The sequence below is a fragment of the Micropruina sp. genome, from assembly GCF_047602385.1.
GTDB lineage: Bacteria > Actinomycetota > Actinomycetes > Propionibacteriales > Propionibacteriaceae > Micropruina.
Map to the genome: position 1 here is coordinate 137214 of NZ_JASGHL010000001.1, position 16365 is coordinate 153578.

The 16365-nt window shown below is 69.3% G+C and carries 14 protein-coding genes; 6 read left to right on the plus strand and 8 right to left on the minus strand.

The genetic code is table 11. The features are described from left to right. The first annotated feature begins 43 nt into the window (after positions 1-43). Together QM711_RS00645 and QM711_RS00650 are read left to right on the plus strand one after the other, a co-directional pair. Entirely contained in the window at positions 44-943 is a 900-nt protein-coding gene (locus tag QM711_RS00645) for a PAC2 family protein (RefSeq protein WP_415095796.1), read from the plus strand. A gap of 1 nt (position 944) precedes the next feature. Then, positions 945-1796 (plus strand): acyl-CoA thioesterase, encoded by an 852-nt coding sequence (locus QM711_RS00650; protein ID WP_415095797.1) that lies wholly within the window; start codon positions 945-947, stop codon positions 1794-1796. 152 nt (positions 1797-1948) lie between these two features. On the opposite strand, the gene QM711_RS00655 is transcribed toward QM711_RS00650, so the two are convergent. Beyond that, positions 1949-2893 carry an RNA polymerase sigma factor RpoD/SigA gene (locus tag QM711_RS00655; RefSeq protein WP_415096835.1) on the minus strand — a complete coding sequence of 315 codons (945 nt, stop codon included), beginning with the start codon at positions 2891-2893 and terminating at the stop codon, positions 1949-1951. A 184-nt stretch (positions 2894-3077) separates the two neighbouring features. Further along, positions 3078-5195 (minus strand): S9 family peptidase, encoded by a 2118-nt coding sequence (locus QM711_RS00660; RefSeq protein WP_415095798.1) that lies wholly within the window; start codon positions 5193-5195, stop codon positions 3078-3080. 111 nt (positions 5196-5306) lie between these two features. On the opposite strand from QM711_RS00660, the gene QM711_RS00665 reads away from it, so the two are divergent. After that, positions 5307-6695, plus strand: a complete 1389-nt coding sequence (locus QM711_RS00665; RefSeq protein WP_415095799.1) for an RNA polymerase sigma factor — start codon at positions 5307-5309, stop codon at positions 6693-6695. A gap of 51 nt (positions 6696-6746) precedes the next feature. Here QM711_RS00665 and QM711_RS00670 read toward each other — a convergent pair whose 3' ends face one another. Together QM711_RS00670 and QM711_RS00675 are read right to left on the minus strand one after the other, a co-directional pair. Next, positions 6747-7370 carry a TetR/AcrR family transcriptional regulator gene (locus QM711_RS00670; RefSeq protein ID WP_415096837.1) on the minus strand — a complete coding sequence of 208 codons (624 nt, stop codon included), beginning with the start codon at positions 7368-7370 and terminating at the stop codon, positions 6747-6749. A gap of 119 nt (positions 7371-7489) precedes the next feature. After that, positions 7490-8002, minus strand: coding sequence for an O-acetyl-ADP-ribose deacetylase (locus QM711_RS00675; RefSeq protein WP_415095800.1), 513 nt, complete (start codon positions 8000-8002; stop codon positions 7490-7492). 78 nt (positions 8003-8080) lie between these two features. Here QM711_RS00675 and QM711_RS00680 point away from each other — a divergent pair, with 78 nt between their 5' ends. Then, positions 8081-8782 (plus strand): DUF6882 domain-containing protein, encoded by a 702-nt coding sequence (locus QM711_RS00680; RefSeq protein WP_415095801.1) that lies wholly within the window; start codon positions 8081-8083, stop codon positions 8780-8782. A gap of 111 nt (positions 8783-8893) precedes the next feature. On the opposite strand, the gene QM711_RS00685 is transcribed toward QM711_RS00680, so the two are convergent. Continuing rightward, entirely contained in the window at positions 8894-9082 is a 189-nt protein-coding gene (locus QM711_RS00685) for a hypothetical protein (protein ID WP_415095802.1), read from the minus strand. 164 nt (positions 9083-9246) lie between these two features. Between QM711_RS00685 and QM711_RS00690 the strand changes: the two genes are divergently transcribed. Both QM711_RS00690 and QM711_RS00695 read left to right on the plus strand, forming a co-directional pair. Further along, positions 9247-11334, plus strand: a complete 2088-nt coding sequence (locus QM711_RS00690) for a DNA gyrase/topoisomerase IV subunit B (protein WP_415095803.1) — start codon at positions 9247-9249, stop codon at positions 11332-11334. A gap of 88 nt (positions 11335-11422) precedes the next feature. Next, a complete protein-coding gene (locus QM711_RS00695) occupies positions 11423-12481 on the plus strand; it encodes a hypothetical protein (protein ID WP_415095804.1) in 1059 nt (352 codons plus the stop codon). Between the two features lie 108 nt (positions 12482-12589). Here QM711_RS00695 and QM711_RS00700 read toward each other — a convergent pair whose 3' ends face one another. From QM711_RS00700 to QM711_RS00710, 3 genes are all read right to left on the minus strand, one after another. Further along, positions 12590-12949 (minus strand): hypothetical protein, encoded by a 360-nt coding sequence (locus QM711_RS00700; RefSeq protein ID WP_415095805.1) that lies wholly within the window; start codon positions 12947-12949, stop codon positions 12590-12592. A gap of 270 nt (positions 12950-13219) precedes the next feature. Then, positions 13220-15388 (minus strand): RecQ family ATP-dependent DNA helicase, encoded by a 2169-nt coding sequence (locus tag QM711_RS00705; protein ID WP_415095806.1) that lies wholly within the window; start codon positions 15386-15388, stop codon positions 13220-13222. 304 nt (positions 15389-15692) lie between these two features. Then, on the minus strand, positions 15693-16187 hold the full coding sequence (locus tag QM711_RS00710; protein WP_415095807.1) for a beta-class carbonic anhydrase: 495 nt from the start codon (positions 16185-16187) through the stop codon (positions 15693-15695). Positions 16188-16365: the final 178 nt, after the last annotated feature.

The following is a 16365-nucleotide window of genomic DNA, read 5'->3' on the forward strand; positions in this document are numbered from 1 at the left end:
GTAGTCACTCGGCGGTTCGAGCCGCCCGCGCTAGGGTGGCCGGGTGATCGATCCCCGGTTGCTGTACACGTTCAACCCCGAGGTCTGGTCGAGCCTGGACGGCGTCCGTCCGGTGCTGATCCACCTGTTCGAGGGGTACGTGGACGCGGCCGCGATCAACCGCGGACTCGCCGCCCACATCCTGGAGCACTGCGACCACGAGGTGCTGGCCGAGTTCGACCACGACCAGCTGCACGACTACCGCAGCCGCCGTCCGCAGATGGTCTTCGACACCAACAGCTGGGTGTCGATGAACGACTTCTCGCTGCTCTTGCACAAGGTGACCGACGCAGCCGGACGGCCCTTCCTGCTGCTGGTCGGCCCGGAGCCCGACAGCCAGTGGCGCCGGGCCGCGCAGGCGGTGCTCGGCATCGCCGAACGGCTCGACTCGGCGATGCTGCTGACCGGCAGCGGGGTGCCGATGGCGGTCCCGCACACCCGGCCGACCCTGGTCACCTCGCACTCCACCGACCCGAAGCTGGCCACCGGTAACCCGTTGTGGATCGACCGGATCCAGATCCCCGGCAGCTTCTCGGCGATGCTCGAGTTCCGTGCGGGCCAAGCCGGACTGACCGGGCTCGGCTTCGTCGCGCACGTCCCGCACTATCTGGCCCAGTCCACCTTCCCGCAGGCCACTGCCGCTGTGCTGCGCCGGATGAACGAGGCGACCGGCCTGTTCATTCCGCTCGGCGACCTGGATGCCGAGGCCGAGCAGCAACTGGTCACCATCAGCGCCGAGGTGCAGGAGGACGCCGAGTTCCCCGCCGTGCTGGCCGCGCTCGAAGAGCAGTACGACCAGCTCTCCGAGTCGGGACGTGCCTCGGTGCCGACCGCCGACGAGATCGGCGCGGCGGTGGAGCAGTTCCTGGCCGAGCAGGACGACTCGTCCAGCGGGCAGGGCTGACGTGCCGCGTACCGCGGCCGAATTGGTGGGACTGCTCGACCTCGAACAGCTCGACACCGACCTGTTCCGCGGTCCGCAGCCGGAGACGGTGCTGCAGCGGTCGTTCGGCGGGCAGGTGCTCGCCCAGGCCCTCGGCGCCGCCTATCGCACCGTGGCGCTCGATCGGGTCGCGCACTCACTGAAGGCCTACTTCCTGCGGCCCGGCTCACCGGCCAGCCCACTGCTGTACGTCGTCGAACCGACCCGGGACGGCCGCAGTTTCACCCAGCGGCGGGTGGTGGCCCGGCAGGAGGGCAAGCCGATCTTCTCGATGGTCTGTTCGTTCCACGTCCCCGAGCCAGGCCTGGACCATGCCGATCCGTTTCCGCCCGGAGTGCCGGCGCCGTCGGAGTGCCGTCCCGCGGCGCAGGTGCTGGGGGAGCGCTCGGCGAGAACGGCGGCGGTGTGGGAGGCCGAGTGGGGGGCGCTGGAGGCGCGCTACGCGACCGAGCCGATCAGAGGCGAGTCCGGATCCGCGCAGCTGCAGCTGTGGATCCGGGCCGAGTCGAGGCTGCCGGACGACCCGCGGGTGCACCAGATGGTGTTGGCCTACCTGTCCGACATCTCGCTGCTGTCCGTCAGCGTGCTGGCCCACCCGGTGGAGTTCCTATCCCCGCGGATGCAGGCCGCCTCGATCGACCACGCCATGTGGTTCCACCGTCCGGTGCGGGCCGACGAGTGGCTGCTCTACGACCAGACCTCGCCCTCGGCGTCCGGCGGTCTGGGCTTCTCCCAAGGACGGCTTTTCACGCAGTCAGGCGTCCTCGCGGCGTCCTGCGCTCAGGAGGGCTTGATCCGCGTCCTGGACGCCTGACACGACGCTGGGCCCTCCCTAACTAGTTCTGCCCTCCCACATGCGGGAGGGCAGAACTAGTTAGGCAGGGCCTAGTGGGGTGGCCGAGCCGGCCGGGCATAAGGAAGCGGCCCGCCCGGGGGGAATGGGCGGGCCGCTTCCGTTCGGTGAGCTCAGGCGGCGAGGTCGTGCGCGTTGCGCAGCTTGGCGATGGCGTGCCGCTCGATCTGGCGGACGCGTTCGGCGGTGATGCCCCAGACCGCGGCGATGTCGGCGAGCTTGGCCTGCCGTCCGTCGAGGAGTCCGTAGCGGCGCCGGACGACATCGGCGGAGCGCTCGTCCAGCGCGGACAGCATGCCGTCCAGCCGGGCCCGGTCCTCGGCGTCCAGCACCATCTCGTCGGGGCCGGGGGACATCTCGCGGGCCAGCAGGTCACCCAGGGCGGTGTCGCCGTCCTCCTCGACCGGAGCGTCCAGGCTGACGTGATCACGGGCCAGCCGCAGCAGGTCGATCACCTGCTCCTCGGTGAGACCCAGTTCGTCGGCGATCTCGATCAACTCGGGCTCACGTCCGTGCCGGCGCTCAAGGGTGCGGCGGACGGCCGAGACCTGATTGACCTGCTCCGCGACGTGCACGGGCAAGCGGACGATCCGGCCCTGCTGGGCGATGCCCCGGGAGATCGACTGCCGGACCCACCAGGTGGCGTAGGTCGAGAACTTGAAGCCCTTGCTGTAGTCGAACTTCTCCACCGCGCGGATCAGCCCGGTGTTGCCCTCCTGGACCAGGTCGAGCAGCGGCATCTGGGCCCGTCCGTACTTGCGGGCCACCGAGACCACCAGCCGCAGGTTCGCGGTGATGAAGCGTTGCAACGCCTGATCGCCCTCGGCGGCGATCTGTTCGAGTTCGTCGGTGCTGACGCCCTTCGGACGGGTCACCTCGGCGCCCGCGGTACCGTTGAGCAACGCCCTGGCGAACAGCCCGGCCTCGATCCGCTTGGCGAGGATGACCTCCTCTTCGGCGGTCAGCAGGGCAGTCTTGGCGATGCCGTCCAGGTACAGGCCTACGGCGTCTTTGCCATCGATTCCGTCGGTGCTCCGGATCCGGTGCGCAGTCGAGATCATGTGAGTCCTTTCGCTCCGTCTTCAGTACAACGCACCGCGGACGCCGTTGTTTCCCGCGACGGCCCCCAATGAACCCTGAGCGCAGCCCGGACCCCGAAACAAAGACCACGGTCTTACCTGGACGTGGCCGATGGGCACTCGTGGCTCGTGCCGAGCCTCGGCTCGGTCCGGACGGCACCGGTCAACGAGGCGTGGGCACCGCCTGATCGATGATCCAGGCGAGCTCGAAGGCCAGGTCGCGCCAGGCTTGGTAGCGCCCGGACACGCCGCCGTGCCCGGCGACCATCTCGGTGCGCAACAGGATCGGACGGGCGGGGTCGGCGGCGACCGTGCGGCGCAGCTGCGCGACCCATTTCGCGGGCTCGACGACCTCGACCCGGGTGTCGTTCAGGCTCGTGGTCGCCAGCACCGCCGGGTAGCGCACCGCCCGGATGTTCTCGTACGGCGTGTAGGACTTCATGCACCGGTACACCTCGGCGTCGTGCAGCGGGTCGCCCCATTCCTCCCACTCGGTCACCGTCAGCGGCAGTTCCGGGTTGAGGATGGTGGTCAGCGCGTCCACGAACGGGACGTCGGCATGCACGGCGCGGAAGGCGTCCGGGGCCAGGTTGACGGCAGCGCCGACCGTCAGGCCACCCGCCGAAGCGCCCTGTGCCACCAGGCGGTCCGCACTGGTCCAGCCGGTCTCGACCAGATGCCGCGCGCAGGCGACGAAGTCGGTGAAGGTGGCCGGTTTGGCGAGCAGCCTGCCCTGCTCGTACCAGGCGCGGCCCAGTTCGCCGCCGCCCCGGACATGCGCGACGGCCCAGACGAAGCCGCGGTCCAGCAGGCTGAGCCGGGGGATCGAGAACCACGGCAGCATCGCCGCCTCGTAGGCACCGTAGCCGTAGAGCAGTGCCGGCGCGGTGCCGTCGGGCACCACATCGGCACGGTGCACGATCGAGAGCGGCACCCGGGTTCCGTCCGGTGCGAGCGCCCACTCCCGGCGCTGCACGTAGGCGGCAGGGTCATACGGGCCGTGCACCGGATGGTCCAGGACGGTGGTCTGCTTCAGGGTCCGGCGGCGTCCGTCGTCCAGCCGGTACTCGTCGAGCCGGCGCGGGGTGACCAGCGATTCGTGCACCAGCCGGATCCGGTCGGTGGCCGGGTCGTCGGCGGACATCGCGCCGGCGTTGTACAGCGGCTCGTCGAACGCGATCGGGACGGGCTCGCCCCACCCGCAGTCGGGACGGCGGGTGAGCACCTCGATCAGCGGCAGGCAGTCGCGCCGCGAGGTCAGCACCAGATAGTCGGCGTAGGCGTGCACGCCGAGCAGCCGGACGCCCGGACGCTGCGGCACCAGCGTCCGCCAGTCAGCAGTGCCGGACGCCGTGAACGGCGCCCAGGACAAGGCGAACTCGGGGGCGCCGTCGTTGTGGACGATGTAGAGGGCGTCGGTGCCGACCTCGACGCCGTACTCCAGACCCTGCCGGCGTGGTGCCACCAGCCGCATCCCGGCGGTGGGGTCCGCAACGTCCAGCAGCCGGTACTCGCCGGACTGCTTGCTCTCGGCCGCCAGCAAGACCCGAGCCCGGTCGCGGGATTCGTCGACGCCCAGCCAGAACCGCTCGTCCGGCTCATGCCAGAGCAGGGCGTCGGCGCCGGTGCCGAGGGTGTGCAGCCAGACCCGGTCGGGACGCCAGGCCTCGTCGACGGTCAGGTAGATAAGCCGGTCGTTGCCACACCAGCAGCCGCCGCCGGCGATCGGGACGTCCGGGGCTGGTAACTCGGCCCGGGTGGCCAGCTCGACGACTCGGAGCCGGTACCGTTCGTCGCCGCTGACGTCCTCGCTCCAGGCCAGCCTGGTGCCGTCCGGGGAGACATCGCACATGCCGAGGGCGAAGAAGCTTTGCCCTTCGGCCAACTGGTTCTCGTCGAGCACCACCTGTTCGCCGGCGGGGGCGCCGGTCACGTCGGGGATCTGGTCCGGGTCGTCGGCGGGCAGCCGACAGTGGATCGGGTAGTCCAGACCTTCCACGGAGCGGCTGTAGTACCACCAGGTGGAGCCGTCGCCGTGCCGGATGAAGTCGGGGACGGTCAGGTCGGTCTGCCGGGTGCGGGCCAGAATGTCGTCGTAGAGGTCGGCGCGCAGGTCCTCCAGGTGGGCGGTTCGCTCGACGGTGTAGGCGTTCTCCGCGGCGAGGTGGTCGAGGAACTCCGGTGCGTGCTTGTCGCTCATCCAGGCGAAGTCGTCGACGAATTCGTCGCCGTGGTGACTGCGGGCGGCGGGGCGCGCCGTCGGGCGCGGCGGCTGGGACATGGCGACAACCCTAGTGGGGTGGGTCTCGTGCCGGCCCCAGGTTACGACTAGGACACGACTTCGCACCGGTGAGGCTGACCCGGTTTGGATTGTCCCAGGTGGCGTGCCAGAATGGCTCAGGCGCCGGCCATTGACAACCCCCGGTTGTCGTGTGCCCAAAACCAAGAATCCGAAAGGCTACTTGTGTCACCACGCTCCACTGCCGCAGCCAGGTCCGAAGCTCAACCGGCCGAGGCGGCGGCGCCCACCAGACGCCGCGCCGCGACCACCGCGAAGGCGCCGGCAACGACCGGCCGCACACGGCGGCCCAAGGCGGCTACCACCAAGGCCGGTCCTGCGGACGCCGCAACCCCGACCGTCGAAGACGTGCTGGCTGCCCCCGAGGCGGTCGACGTGAAGTTCGCCCGCGAGGGCGACGACGTCGTGCTGACGGTCGGCGGCAAACGCCGCTCTCTGGACGATGTCGATGACTCGACCTTCGAGGAGGCCAAGGAGGCCGTCACCGAGAAGGAGCTCAGCGAGGACGAGGGCTTCATCGTCTCCGATGCCGACGACGCCGACGAGCCGGAGCAGCAGGTGCTGGTCGCCGGAGCTACGGCGGACCCGGTCAAGGACTACCTCAAGCAGATCGGCAAGGTCGCGCTGCTGAACGCCGAGCAGGAAGTCACCCTCGCCAAGCGGATCGAGGCCGGGCTGTTCGCCGAGGAGTCGATAAACACGGGCCGCTCGATCGCGGCGTCCGATGTCGACGACTACGAGTGGATCTCGGTGGACGGCCGGCGCGCCAAGAACCACCTGCTCGAAGCGAACCTGCGACTCGTGGTCTCGCTGGCCAAGCGCTACACGGGTCGCGGGATGCTCTTCCTCGACCTGATCCAGGAGGGCAACCTCGGCCTGATCCGCGCGGTCGAGAAGTTCGACTACACCAAGGGCTACAAGTTCTCCACCTATGCGACCTGGTGGATCAAGCAGGCGATCACCCGGGCAATGGCCGACCAGGCCCGCACCATCCGGATCCCGGTGCACATGGTCGAGGTGATCAACAAGCTGGCCCGGGTGCAGCGCCAGATGCTGCAGGATCTCGGCCGCGAGCCCACCCCGGAAGAGCTGGCCAAGGAACTCGACATGACCCCGGAGAAGGTCGTCGAGGTGCAGAAGTACGGCCGCGAGCCGATCTCGCTGCACACCCCGCTGGGCGAGGACGGCGACTCCGAGTTCGGTGACCTGATCGAGGACTCCGAGGCGGTGGTTCCGGCCGAGGCGGTCAACTTCACCCTGCTGCAGGAGCAACTGCACGACGTGCTGGACACCTTGAGTGAGCGTGAAGCCGGCGTGGTCTCGATGCGCTTCGGGCTGACCGACGGCCAACCCAAGACGCTGGACGAGATCGGCAAGGTGTACGGCGTCACCCGCGAGCGGATCCGGCAGATCGAGTCCAAGACGATGAGCAAGTTGCGGCACCCGTCGCGCTCTCAGGTGCTGCGCGACTACCTCGACTGACCGGTAGCGATCCTCGGCGGGCTAGGTCTCGACACGACCTGGCAGCGACGATCAGGCGCCTGCTGACTCGTCGGTGGCGTCCGAGGGCGGGGTGAGCAGCGCGAACAGGGCGTCCACGCCGGCCGCCATGTCGACGTCGGGCTCGATCATCCACTGCAGTTGTAGGCCGTCGGAGACCGCCTGCAGGATCCGGGACATCATCTCGGGGTCGATGCGGTCGTCGAGATCGCCCGACGCCTGCAGCTTGCGGATACCTGAGCCGAAGTAGGCGCGGAGCTTCTCGCCGCGCTCGCGAAAGAGCCGATGCGCCGGATGGGCGGGGTCGGGCGCATCGGCACACATCCGGGTGAACAGCTGAACCAGACCGGGCACCTGGGCGTTGTGGCTGATCGCGTCGACGTAGCCCTTGCGCAACTGGGTGAGGTCAGCGGCCTCAGCGGTCTGCGGCCAGTACTGGGCGATGTCGACCTCATCGCGCTTGCGCAGGATCTCGGTGAACAACTCCTCTTTGCTGTCGAAGTAGTGCAGCAGTCCGGCCGGCGTGAGCCCGACCGCTTCGGCGATGTCGGTCAGGTACGCGGTCCGCGGTCCGGCCCGCCCGACCACCTCCAGGGCGCGGATCAGGATCTCCTCGCGCTTCGCTTTGCCCTTCGCATACCTGCCCGGGTTGGTCATCACGATCGCATCCTAATCACGCCGGCTCACCGGCGTTTTCCGCATCCAGTTGCGATCCGGCATCAGAACCACCGCGACAGGCAACAGGACGCGGGTTCCGCCGCCGATCGAACCGCGGCTCATTCGAGAGCGCGCCGGAAGGCGTCCAGCAGTCGGCTGCCGAAGAGCACGAAGCGGACCTGCTCAATGCCGGACGCCGGATGCGTCCGCACCGCCTGAACCGCGATCCGGGCGACGTCGGTCGCGTCCCAGCCGTAGGCGCCCGCGCTGATCGCCGGGAAGGCGACGCTGGTGGCGCCGACTCCTGCGGCAACCTCCAGGCTGCGGGTGAAGCAGGATGACAGCAGTGCAGGATCGGTCTGTCCGCGGTGAGCGTTCGGCCCGACCGTATGGATCACCCAGCGGCTCGGCAGGTCGAACGCCTCAGTGGCCACCGCCTCGCCCACCGGAAGCCCGTCGCGCCAATCGGTCCGGCGCAGCCGCCGACAGGCCTCGAGCAGGCGTGGCCCGGCCGCGGCGTGAATGGCGCCGTCCACGCCACCACCGCCGAGCAGCGTCGAGTTGGCGGCGTTGACGATCGCGTCCACCCGTTCGGCGGTGATGTCGCCCAGTTCAGCGGTGATCGTGGTCACCGCTCCACGATGGCACCGGTGCGCCGATTTGCCCAGCGGCTGCGACCGGCGCCCGACTCGGGCAGTAGGGTGTCCGCCATGTCCGATCACAACCATCAGCGCTTCAACGAGGCCGTCGTGGCCCACGTCGCCGTCGCCATCGAGGCGCAGGACGCGCTGGCACAGGTCGTCGACCTGAACGGCTCCTACCAGGCCGACATCGAGCAGGGTGTGGTGACGATCGCCGGGCGACCATTGCGCGTGCTGCTGCTGGGGACGGTGTCGAAGGAGTCGCGAACCTGGCTGTGGGCGTGGGCGAACCAGGGCTTCTCGCCGGCGTTGCCGGCCATCGGCCCGGTCCGCCGGGTCGCCGAGATGGCGCAGCCCTGGGGTCTATGGGAGCTCGGCGAACCACAGTTCAGCCTGGACGGCGTCCTCGACACCGGACTGGGTGCGGGCGCCAGCGTGGCGTTGCTCGCCGCGCCGCTTGCCGGTGCCACCGCCTTCTACTCCGCGGACTACGGAGCGGGCATCGCCTATTTCGGCATCGTCGACCCGGCGGTGCCGCGTCCGGCGGCCCAGGGGGTCACGTTCCCGCGGCGGATCATGGCCGCCGTCGATCTGCAACCGGGCAATCCGCGCGCCCAGGTATTGACCTACGCCGCCGTCCACGGGTTGCGGGTGACCGGCGACGAGCGGCAGCTGAAGGTGCAAATCGGGCCGGACACCCTCAGTGTCCTGTTCGACGAGCAGGGGCGGATCTCCAACATCAGCGGCACCCTCAATCCGTCCGCCAGGTGAGGTTGCGCACGACGAACCGGCTCAGGGCGGCCCGAACCAGACGGCAGTGAAACCCGGACAACGACGAACGCCCCGGACAGCGTCCGGGGCGTTCCATGGTCGTCGGGGGTGTCAGTTCAGTTTGTTGGTCTCGTCCTGAATGGTGAGTGCCACCTGCTTCAGCCGATCGGCATGTGCCTTGGCGTGGTGGGCACAGAAGAGGAGTTCGCCGGCGTGCAGGGTCACCCGCAGGTAGGCCTGCGCACCACATCGATCGCAGCGGTCTGCTGCGGTCAGCTCCTCAAGCGCCATCGTGCTCATCCGCATTCCCTTCTGTCACCGAGTTGAGTCTACCAGTATCAACCTCTAGGCCGGTCCGTTTGTTCCGTGGCGCGAGACTACCCCCGCAGGGCAACCCAGGCCAGGAGGGGCGCGCCGCGCGGCGGGTCCGCGATGGTGTCGGTGCCGTCGGTTAGCCTCATCGCGTGACGATCAAAGGCAAGCCGGCGGCTGAGGGGCGGGACTACGAAGCCCGCCACCTGCTGGTCCTCGAGGGACTTGAGGCCGTCCGCAAGCGACCGGCCATGTACATCGGATCGACGGACACCCGCGGGCTGATGCACTGCCTGTGGGAGATCATCGACAACGCGGTCGACGAGGCGCTGGCCGGGTACGGAGAATCGATCCGGGTCGAACTCGGTGCCGATGGCAGCATCGCGGTCGCCGACGTCGCCCGCGGCATTCCGGTCGACATCGAGCCGCGGACGGGTCTGTCCGGCGTCGAGGTGGTCTTCACCAAGCTGCACGCGGGCGGGAAGTTCGGGGCTGGGTCGTACAACGCCACCGGCGGCCTGCACGGCGTCGGGGCCTCGGTGGTGAACGCGCTGGCGTCCCGACTCGACGTCGAGGTCGATCGCAACGGGGCGACCTGGGCGATGTCGTTCCGCCGTGGTGTGCCGGGGACTTTCGACGGAGCCGGTCCCGACGCGGCGTTCACGCCGGGCGCCCAGCTCGCCAAAGTGCGCCGGGCAGCGCGCGGACGCACCGGAACCCGGGTGCGATATTGGCCCGATCGGCAGATCTTCCTGCCTGACGCTCAGCTCTCCCTGCCCAATCTGGTGGCCCGGGCCCGGCAGACCAGCTTCCTGGTGCCCGGCCTGGAGCTGGTGGTCACCGATGCCCGCGGCGACGAGCCGACCACAGAGGTGTTCAAGCACGACGGCGGGATCTCCGAGTTCTGCGAATTCCTGGCCACCGACGCCCCGGTCACCGAGGTCCTCCGGCTGCAGGGCACCGATTCCTTCACCGAGACGGTGCCGATGCTCGACGACGACGGCGCGATGACACCGACCGACGTCGACCGGACGCTGGAGGTCGACATCGCGTTGCGCTGGGGCAGCGGCTACGACTCACACGTCCAGTCGTTCGTCAACATCATCGCCACCCCCAAGGGCGGCACCCATGTCAGCGGCTTCGAGCGCGGCATGGTGCGGGCCTTCGGCAGGGCACTGGAAGGCACCCGGTTGCTCAAATCGGGCGAAGAGGTGGTCAAGGACGACATTCTCGAAGGACTGACCTCGGTGGTGACGGTTCGGCTCGCCGAACCGCAGTTCGAGGGCCAGACCAAAGAGGTGCTCGGCACGCCCCCGGTGACCCGGCTGGCCGCGCGGATCGTCGAGTCCGAGCTGACCGACTTCCTCACCTCGAGCCGGGCAGCGCAGCGTAGCCAGGCCCGGGCCGTGATGGAGAAGGTGGTCTCGGCGTCCCGCACCCGGGTCGCGGCTCGCGCGCACAAAGAGAACCAGCGGCGCAAGAACGCCCTCGAGTCGAGCACGTTGCCGTCCAAGCTGGCCGACTGCCGCAGCACCGACGGAGATCGCACCGAGCTGTTCATCGTCGAGGGCGATTCGGCGATGGGGACGGCCAAGCTGGCCAGGAACTCGGAGTTCCAGGCGCTGCTGCCGATCCGCGGCAAGATTCTCAACGTGCAGCGGGCCAGCGTCGGCGACATGCTGAAGAACGCCGAATGCGCCTCGATCATCCAGGTGGTCGGAGCCGGTTCCGGCCGCGGCTTCGAACTCGAGCAGGCCCGCTACGGCAAGGTGATCTTCATGGCCGACGCGGACTCCGACGGCGCCCATATCCGCACCTTGCTGACCACCTTGTTCTTCAAGTACATGCGGCCGATGATCGAGGCCGGCCGGGTGTACACCGCCGTCCCGCCGCTGCACCGGTTCGAACTGAGCAACCCGCGGCGCGGCCAGGACCGGTACGTCTACACCTACAACGAGGCCGAGTACCAGCGGAAGCTCGCCGAACTCACCAAACGCGGCGTCAACTTCAAGGAACCGCAGCGCTACAAAGGACTGGGCGAGATGGACGCCGACCAGCTCAAGGAGACCACGATGGACCCGCGGCATCGTACGCTGCGCCGGATCACCGTGGAAGAGGGCGAATCGCTGGAGAACGCGATGGCCACCTTCGAGAAACTGATGGGCAACGAGGTCGCGCCGCGCAAGGAGTTCATCGTCGCCGGCGCCTACGCGCTGGACGCGGAGCGGATCGACGCCTGAAAACTGGATGACGGTGCACCGGCGGCCGCCCGACCCGGCGGGGCGCCGGCTGGGCACTCCCGGCTGGGCCGGGCGATAGCCTGCGGTTATGACAGCGAGCCCGGCGTCGGCACCGACCATCATTCTTCGTGCGGAGGAGCGGCCCAGCGAGCGGCGCACGCCGATCACGCCGGCAGGCGCCGCGACGCTGCGCGCGGCGGGCATCGAGGTGCTGGTCGAGTCCTCGACCGCCCGTGTCTTCGGTGACGCCCAGTACGCTGATGCGGGGCTCCCGGTGGTGCCGGCCGGGTCGTGGCGTGATGCCGGGACGGATGTGGTGGTCGTTGGCATCAAGGAACTGCCCGAGTCACCCGGCGCGCTGAGCCAGCGCCACGTCTACTTCGGGCATGCCTACAAGGGTCAGCAGGGGGCGTCCGAGTTGCTGCGGAGGTTCGTCGCGGGCGGCGGAGAACTGCTCGATCTGGAGTACCTGGTCGACGAACGCGGTGGACGCGTGGTGGCGTTCGGCTACTGGGCGGGCTTCGTCGGCGCCTCGCTCGGCGCGCTGCAACTCTGCGGGGCCTTGGCTGCGCCGCTGGAGCCGATGACCCTTGACCAGTTGGCCGGCCGGCTGGAAGAGGCCGAGGACTCGTTGTCGGGCGCTGCCGCTGTGGTGACCGGAGCCTTCGGCCGGGCCGGACGCGGTGCGACCGACGCGCTGTGCCTGGCGGGTGTGGTGCCCTCGCGCTGGGACCGGGACGACACCGCTGACCTCGATTCGGACGCCCTGGTCGCCCACGATCTGCTGGTGCATTGTGTCCATGCGAGTGTGCCGATGCCGCCGTTCCTCACCGAGGCGGACCGGACGCGCGCCGGCCGCCGACTGCGGGTGCTCGCCGACGTGACTGCGGACGTCCCTTCGGCGTTGAACCTGTTGCCGGTCAGCAACCGGCATACGACCTGGTCGGAGCCGGTTCGGCGGATCTGGGACGACCCGGTGCCGCTCGATGCGATCGTGATCGACAACCTGCCGTCGTTGTTGCCGATTCAGGCGAGCGAGGACTTCTCCGCCGGCCTGGTGCCGATCCTGCCTGGGCTGTTCACCGGTACCCCGGTGTGGACCCGGGCCGCGGGCACCTTCGCCGCTGCCGTCCGAGAGTTCGGCTGACTTCGGTCGTGCTCGCGGACGAAACCCTCCCTAACTAGTTCTGCCCTCCCGCATGCGGGAGGGCAGAACTAGTTAGGGAGGGCCTGATCGAGCAGCCGTGCTGCTGAGTCAGCCGAGGGCGTTCAGCCGATGACGAGCCTCGGTCAACTCGCGATGCGATACCTGGGTGTCCAGGTGTCGGCTGAGGTCGGGCCGGCGGTTCTTCATCGGCTCGGTCATGGGTCGGGTCCGGTGAGCCCACTCGATGAGTGCGAGACCGCCGTGTAGCGCGAGCCGGTCGAGCAGGCGCAGACGGGGCAGTTCGGACAGATTGGACTGTGTGTGATGGATCTTCTGATGAGTAGACATGGTGCTTTCGAAATCTTGAGAAATGGCAGACTCAAATAGCGGGTGCGCGAGAATGTCGCGAGCTCGCAAAGGGACGGCCAAATGGCGTCCATTTGTGTGGATTTGGCGCGCGGACAGCACGAATATCCGTTCGTCACGGCGTGATCGGCAGCCGGCGGGACCTGTTTCGGCCCAAGTGGGCCAGCTCTGTCTACCGACTCAGTCGGCGAGCAGCGCGGAACCGCCCACGGGGCCGGAACGGGGCACAACGGTGCCGTCGATCCACAGGGTCTGTTCTGTCATCAATATTCCGGCCTCCCTTCTTGGTTGCGGTGTCTGGCCTCTGTAGAAGATAGAGGTATCGCGCAGAAAATACAACCGGACGCGAGAGATTCGAAGAATTCCTGGGCGTCAGCCGGTCAGTGCCAGTGCGAACGGCAGAACGGCAGGGGCTCCGGCTCGGCGCAGCAGTCGGGCGGCGACCGTGAGACTCCAGCGGGAGTCGGCCAGGTCGTCGATCAGCAGCACGGGTCCGGGCAGATCGTTCAGCCGGCGGCCGAGCTCGTCCGGCACCGCGAACCGTTCCCACAGGTCGCGGACGCGGTACGCACTGTTGCTCGCACCTTGACCGGCGCCGGCATCCGGATTGAGGGCCAGGGGGCCGAGCAGCGTGAGGCGTCCGGCGGCGGCGATGCCGGTGGCCAGCGACTCCACCAGGCGGGGCCGGCCGATGCTCGGCAGCCAGGTCACGGCGACCGGGCGTTGGGCCCAGTCCCAGTCCTTCAGCACACGTAGGCAGGCCCGTCCCAGCTCGGCCGGTACCTCGGCGTCCACCGGACGGCCGTCGGCGTCGGTCGCGAACAGCTCGCGCAGCGGTCCGCCCCAGCCCAGGTCGGTCAGCCGGGCGACCACCCGTCCGGGCTCGGCCAGCTCCGCGGGCGGGATCTTGCCGCTGACCGGCTTGCCGTCGGACCGGACGCCCAACCGGTCGAGCCCGGTCGGCCACAAGGCTCGCGGGGGAAGCGGGACACCGACCCGGTCGAGCGATTCGGACGCCGTCCGGGCAGTCGCGACAGCTACCTCACTCGGATACCACGCCCCGGCGCAGGCGTCGCAGCGGCCACACGGCGCCGCGTGCGGATCGTCGAGCTGCTGGGTCAGGAAGGCCATCCGGCAGTTGTCGAGCGCCTGGTAGGCGAGCATCGCGTCCTGTTCGGCGACGCGGGCGGCGGCGATCCGCTCGTAGCGTTCGGCGTCGTAGTGCCACGGGCGTCCGGTCGAGACCCAGCCGCCCGGGACATACTCGACGGCGCCGTCGACCGCGAGCACCTTGAGCAGCAACTCCAGCGGGCCACGGCGCAGATCGACCCGAGCCTCCAGCGCCGGCACCGACAACGGGCGGTCGGCGTCGGCCAGGGCGCCCAGCACGGCATCGGCCCGGGCCTGGGTGGGCATCGCGTTGGTGGCGAACCAGTGCCAGATGTCGCGGTCTTCGATGCCGGGCAGCAGCAACACGTCGGCGCGGTCGGTCGCGCGACCGGCGCGTCCGACCTGCTGGTAGTAGGCGACCGGCGAGCTGGGTGCGCCGATGTGCACCACGAAACCCAGGTCGGGCTTGTCGAAGCCCATGCCGAGCGCAGAGGTGGCGACCAGTGCCTTCACCTCGTTGCCCTGCAGGGCCTCTTCGGCGGCTTGGCGCTCGGCGGCGTCGGTCCGGCCGGTGTAGGGAAGTACCCGATGCCCCGCCTCGGCCAGGAAAGTCGCGGCGTCCTCGGCGGCCGACACGGTGAGGCAGTAGACGATGCCGCTTCCGGGCAGCGTGTCGAGGTGCTCGGCCAGCCACGCCAGCCGCCGGTGCGCCGTCCCCAGTTCGAGTACGCCGAGCCGCAGCGAATCGCGGGCCAGGGCGCCGCGCAGGGTGAACACGTCGCGTCCGCCGGTGCCGAGTTGCTCGGCGACGTCGTCGACCACCCGCTGGTTGGCTGTCGCTGTCGTGGCCAGCACCGGGACGCCGTCGCCAAGCTCGCCGATCAGGTCGCGGATCCGCCGGTAGTCGGGTCGGAAGTCATGGCCCCAATCGCTGATGCAGTGCGCCTCGTCGATCACCAGCAGGCCCAGCGAGGTGACCAGACGCGGCAGTTGCTCGGCCCGGAATCGCGGGTTGACCAGGCGTTCCGGCGACACGAACAACACGTCGACAGCGTCGTCGTCGAGCAGTTGCTCGATCTCGCGCCACTCGGCGACGTTGGCCGAGTTGATCGCCGCGGGTCGGACGCCGGCCCGCTCAGCGGCCCGCACCTGGTCGCGCATCAACGCCAGCAGGGGTGACACGATCAGCGCCGGCCCGGAACCCTCGCGGCGGCGCAGCAGCGCGGCGATGAAGTAGACCGCGGACTTGCCCCAGCCGGTGCGTTGCACGACCAGGGCGCGGCGTCGGTCGGCGACCAGTGCCTCGATGGCCTCGTACTGGCCCGGGTGGAAGGCGGCGTCCGGGCGTCCGGTCAGGTCGGCGAGGATCGCGGTGGCGCGCTCGCGCAGATCGCTCGCCGGAGGGGCCGTGTCGGTCGCGGAGTGGGTCATGTCTGTCACCGTCTCATGCACCGCCGACAGTTTCTGAATGGCAGGCCCCAACCACCGGTGATCGGTCTGTCGAGATCGTCCTACGGTGTTGGTTCGGCCACCAGGTGACCAAAGGAACCGTCCCCGGTGACCGGGAGAACCGTCCCCGGTGACCGGGAGAACCGTCCCCGGTGACCGGGAGAACCGTCCCCGGTGACCGGGAGAACCGTCCCCGGTGACCGGGAGAACCGTCCCCGGTGACCGGGAGAACCGTCCCCGGTGACCGGGAGAACCGTCCCCCCGGACACCAGCAGGCGGTCTCCGCTCAGCAGACCTGGCTGAGCAGGCCGGTGTCGACGTCGTAGAGGAACCCTCCGACCTGCGCCTTGCCCTTGAGCAGCGGGTGTTCGGTGAGCAGCTTCACATCGGCGCGCAGCTTGCCCCGTTGATCGGTGGTGGCGCCCACACTCAGGGTGGCCGCGTCCCGTCCGCTGGCCTCGGTCACTCGGCGCCGCATCTCGGCGTCGTCGCAGGCAGCCATCGCACACCTGGTGTGGGCGATCACCAGGATGCGATCGACCCGGAGCAGATTGACCCCGAGGATGCAGCCGTTGAGGGCGTCCTCGGTGACGTGGCCGCCCGGAGTGCGCAGGATCTTGGCCTCGCCCAGCATCAGGCCCAGCATTTCCAACGGCTGTAGTCGGGAGTCCATGCAGGTGACGACGGCGACGCCAGCATGCGCGTAGCCGTCGAAGTTGCGGGGTGCGGAGGTGGAATAGCGCCGGTTGGCGTCCAGAAGATCAGCGAACTCGTCGGTCACGGCCCTCACCCTAACCCCGCGCGGCCTTCCCGCAGACGTCCCACTCAGCGCCGGACGAGTTGCTGGCGGCCGGCGGGCGGTTCGCGGCGATCTCGGCGAGCAGGCCGGCTGACCGGGAGAACCGTCCCCGGTGACCGGGAGAACCGTCCCTGGTGTCCGGGAGAACCGTCCCCGGTGA

Coding starts and splice junctions, on each gene's coding strand:
- QM711_RS00660 (WP_415095798.1), bottom strand. CDS start 5,195: ATGTCCCAGCCGCCGCGCCCGACGGCGCGCCCCGCCGCCCGCAGTCAC.
- QM711_RS00665 (WP_415095799.1), top strand. CDS start 5,307: ATGGCTCAGGCGCCGGCCATTGACAACCCCCGGTTGTCGTGTGCCCAA.
- QM711_RS00670 (WP_415096837.1), bottom strand. CDS start 7,370: ATGACCAACCCGGGCAGGTATGCGAAGGGCAAAGCGAAGCGCGAGGAG.
- QM711_RS00680 (WP_415095801.1), top strand. CDS start 8,081: ATGTCCGATCACAACCATCAGCGCTTCAACGAGGCCGTCGTGGCCCAC.
- QM711_RS00685 (WP_415095802.1), bottom strand. CDS start 9,082: ATGAGCACGATGGCGCTTGAGGAGCTGACCGCAGCAGACCGCTGCGAT.
- QM711_RS00695 (WP_415095804.1), top strand. CDS start 11,423: ATGACAGCGAGCCCGGCGTCGGCACCGACCATCATTCTTCGTGCGGAG.
- QM711_RS00705 (WP_415095806.1), bottom strand. CDS start 15,388: ATGACCCACTCCGCGACCGACACGGCCCCTCCGGCGAGCGATCTGCGC.